The 3,090-nt window shown below is 40.9% G+C and carries 2 protein-coding genes; both read left to right on the forward strand.

Annotated elements, in window-relative coordinates; genetic code table 11:
• Window positions 1-691: WD40 repeat domain-containing protein (locus tag WN50_RS36105; RefSeq protein ID WP_235440922.1), on the forward strand; the 691-nt coding region annotated here is incomplete at its 5' end.
• 99 nt (window positions 692-790) lie between these two features.
• Window positions 791-2,884, forward strand: coding sequence for a caspase family protein (locus WN50_RS11220; RefSeq protein ID WP_046280598.1), 2,094 nt, complete (start codon window positions 791-793; stop codon window positions 2,882-2,884).
• The last annotated feature ends 206 nt before the right edge of the window (window positions 2,885-3,090 follow it).

Below are 3,090 nucleotides of genomic sequence, written 5' to 3' on the forward strand. Positions count from 1 at the left end.
CAGCAACGATAGCAAAACCGTAGTTTCTGGCAGTGCAGACAACACCATCAAAGTCTGGAATCTCGAGACACCCGACGCCGAACCCCTCACTCTCAAAGGACACAATGGCTCGGTCAATAGCGTCAGCATCAGCAACGATAGCAAAACCATTGTTTCTGGCAGTGATGACAACACCATCAAAGTCTGGAATCTCGAGACACCCGACGCCGAACCCCTCACTCTCCCTGGACACAATGGCCAGGTCTGGAGCGTCAGCATCAGCAACGATAGCAAAACCATTGTTTCTGGCGGTGCAGACTACAACATCAAAGTCTGGAATAGAGAAACCGGAGAATTAATCCGCACTCTCACCGGACACCGTTACTGGGTCAGAAGCGTCAGCATCAGCAACGATAGCAAAACCATTGTTTCTGGCAGTAATGACTACGACTACAACAACATCAAAGTCTGGAATCTGGAAACCGGAGAATTAATCCGCACTCTCACCGGACACAATCCCTATGTCAATAGCGTCAGCATCAGCAACGATAGCAAAACCATTGTTTCTGGCAGTGATGACTACACCATCAAAGTCTGGAATATAGACTTTGACTGGTTAATGGAGCGTAACTGCGATTGGGTGAAAAATTATTTGCAGCATAATGCTCCAGAGAAGGATAAGGGGTTGTGTGATGGTGTCGGGAGCTTTTAGAAGTCTGAAGTCTGAAGTCTGAAGTTAGGAAAAATGGGAACGATAACGGAAGTTCCGTTCTGAGTTAAAACAATATCAATCCAGATAAAATCCTCAATTATGTCTACTCAAAATTCTTCTTTCTACGCTTTACTCATCGGGATTAACTGTTATTTCCCTAATACTTTACCTAACGGTTCATCCTACAAAAGTTTGAAAGGATGTGTTCGGGATATTAACCAAGTCGAAGACTTTCTCAACCAATTACCCACCCGTCCGAACAAAATTGTTAAACTGACTGCATCCAACCCAGAAAATAACTCACCCGTTGAACCTCCCGAACAATTACCGACTTATGAAAATATTATCAAATCCTTTCAACATATTACTCAAATCGCTAAACCTGGCGATCGCATTTATATTCACTATTCGGGACATGGCGGACGCGCAAAAACCATCTATCCTGAATATAAAGGAGAATTAGGACAAGATGAAACCCTCGTTCCGACTGATATTGGTAGCGAAAACGGACGCTATTTGCGAGATTTAGAATTTGCCTATTTATTACAGCAAATGGTCGATAAAAAGTTACAGGTTACTGTTGTTTTAGATAGTTGTCATTCAGGTGGTGCAGTTCGAGGTGGAGAAGATGAAAATGTTCGGGGTTCAGGCGTTGTTGATAACACAGTTCGTCCTCAAGACAGCCTCGTTGCTTCTTCGGAAGAAATAATAAAAAATTGGCAAAATATTACTGGAAAAACCAGCGATCTAGCCGGAAATCGTACAGGAACTTTGTTAGCAAAGGTTAAAGGTTATGTATTGTTAGCAGCTTGTCAACATTATGAAGCTGCTTATGAATATGCCTTTGACGGAAAAGAACGGAATGGGGTTTTAACTCATTGGCTATTGAAAACATTAACGCCAGACCCCTCTAAACTGATGATTACCTACCAAATGTTACAGGATTATATCAAGCCTAACATTAACCAGCTATTCCGTCAGCAAACTCCCATGTTAATTGGTGAAGGCGATCGCTTAATTTTTGGATGGGAGTCTATTCCGAGTGAATATACCGCCAATGTGACTGATATTAAAATAGGAAAAAAACAACGAATTGAATTAAATGTTGGTGAACTTCAAGGCTTAGAAAGAGGGGCTGAATTTACTCTTTATCCCTTTGGAACAACAAGTTTTTCAACAAAACAACAGTTAGCTTTAGTTAAACTGGTGGAAGTTGAAGGATCGACTTCTTGGGGAGAAGTTCAGACGGTTTTTTCTGAACAACCGATTAAAGTGGGTGATTTAGCAATGTTGACTTTAGTTTCTTCTAATTTAATCCGCAAAGTTTACCTACTAGAAAATGATACCTTACCGAAGGAAATTAATCAACGGGCTGCTTTACAAAAAATGGAAAGTTCAACTCGAATTTTTAAGAACGCTTGGATTGAGTTTGTTGATGAGGTTGAAAAAGCTGATTATTTTGTTCGGGTGACAATTTTAGATGCAGAAAAAGCCGCAAAATACCAAGCGGAAGTGAACGATGTTATTTATGAAGTTTGCGATCGCACTCAAACGCCTATTATTTTAAGACCCGCGTTGAAAGTCAATGAAATTCAGTTGGCTTCTCCCCTCATTCAACGCCTGGTTCATTTGGCTAAATATCAAGCCGTTAAAAATCTAAAAAACCATGATCCTCGTTCAGAGATGCTGAATAAAATCGCCGTTCGTCTAACAACGGAACCCGACCAAAATCAAGAATTAAACGCCGCAGAAAATCCAACTGAAATCACCATAACTGAAAATCAAACCTATTCGTTAGAAATTCAAAATCACTATTCACAACCCGTTTATGTCGCTGTGTTCAATTTACAGCAAAATTGGGCAATTTCTTCTGTTTTACCGGAAACTAAAGGACGGGGGATAGTTATATCCCTTGAACCCAAACAAAAAGAAACAATTCCTTTACCAAATCTTGAGAAAAAAGAAAATTGGCAGAATATTTATAAAGTTTGTGTTAGTGTTGATGATACTAACTTTCGGTTTTTGGAATTACCCCCTCTCGATCAACAGAAACAAACAAGACGAGACACGCCTAAAGATCCCCTAGAACAACTGTTACAAGAAATGACCGCAGAACAACCGCCTGATCGCAATGTAACCCCTGCGCCGTTACCCAGTTCAAGCTGGACAGTGGTTCAATTTACCGTTAATTAAAATTAGAACGAACAAACCAAATTGGGCAAAGCTTTTGACTCCTCAACACTCTGAATATTGCCCCCATAATTGGCAGGGCTGTTTCATTCTCGACCCGAAATTTGATGACCTAACCCCCCAACCCCCTTCCCACCTCTCCCTAGCCCTCTCCTACGAGGAGAGGGAAAAGGAAGAAAGTTTTTTATTTGGAAGGAGGAGTAATTAAT

It is taken from the genome of Limnoraphis robusta CS-951, assembly GCF_000972705.2.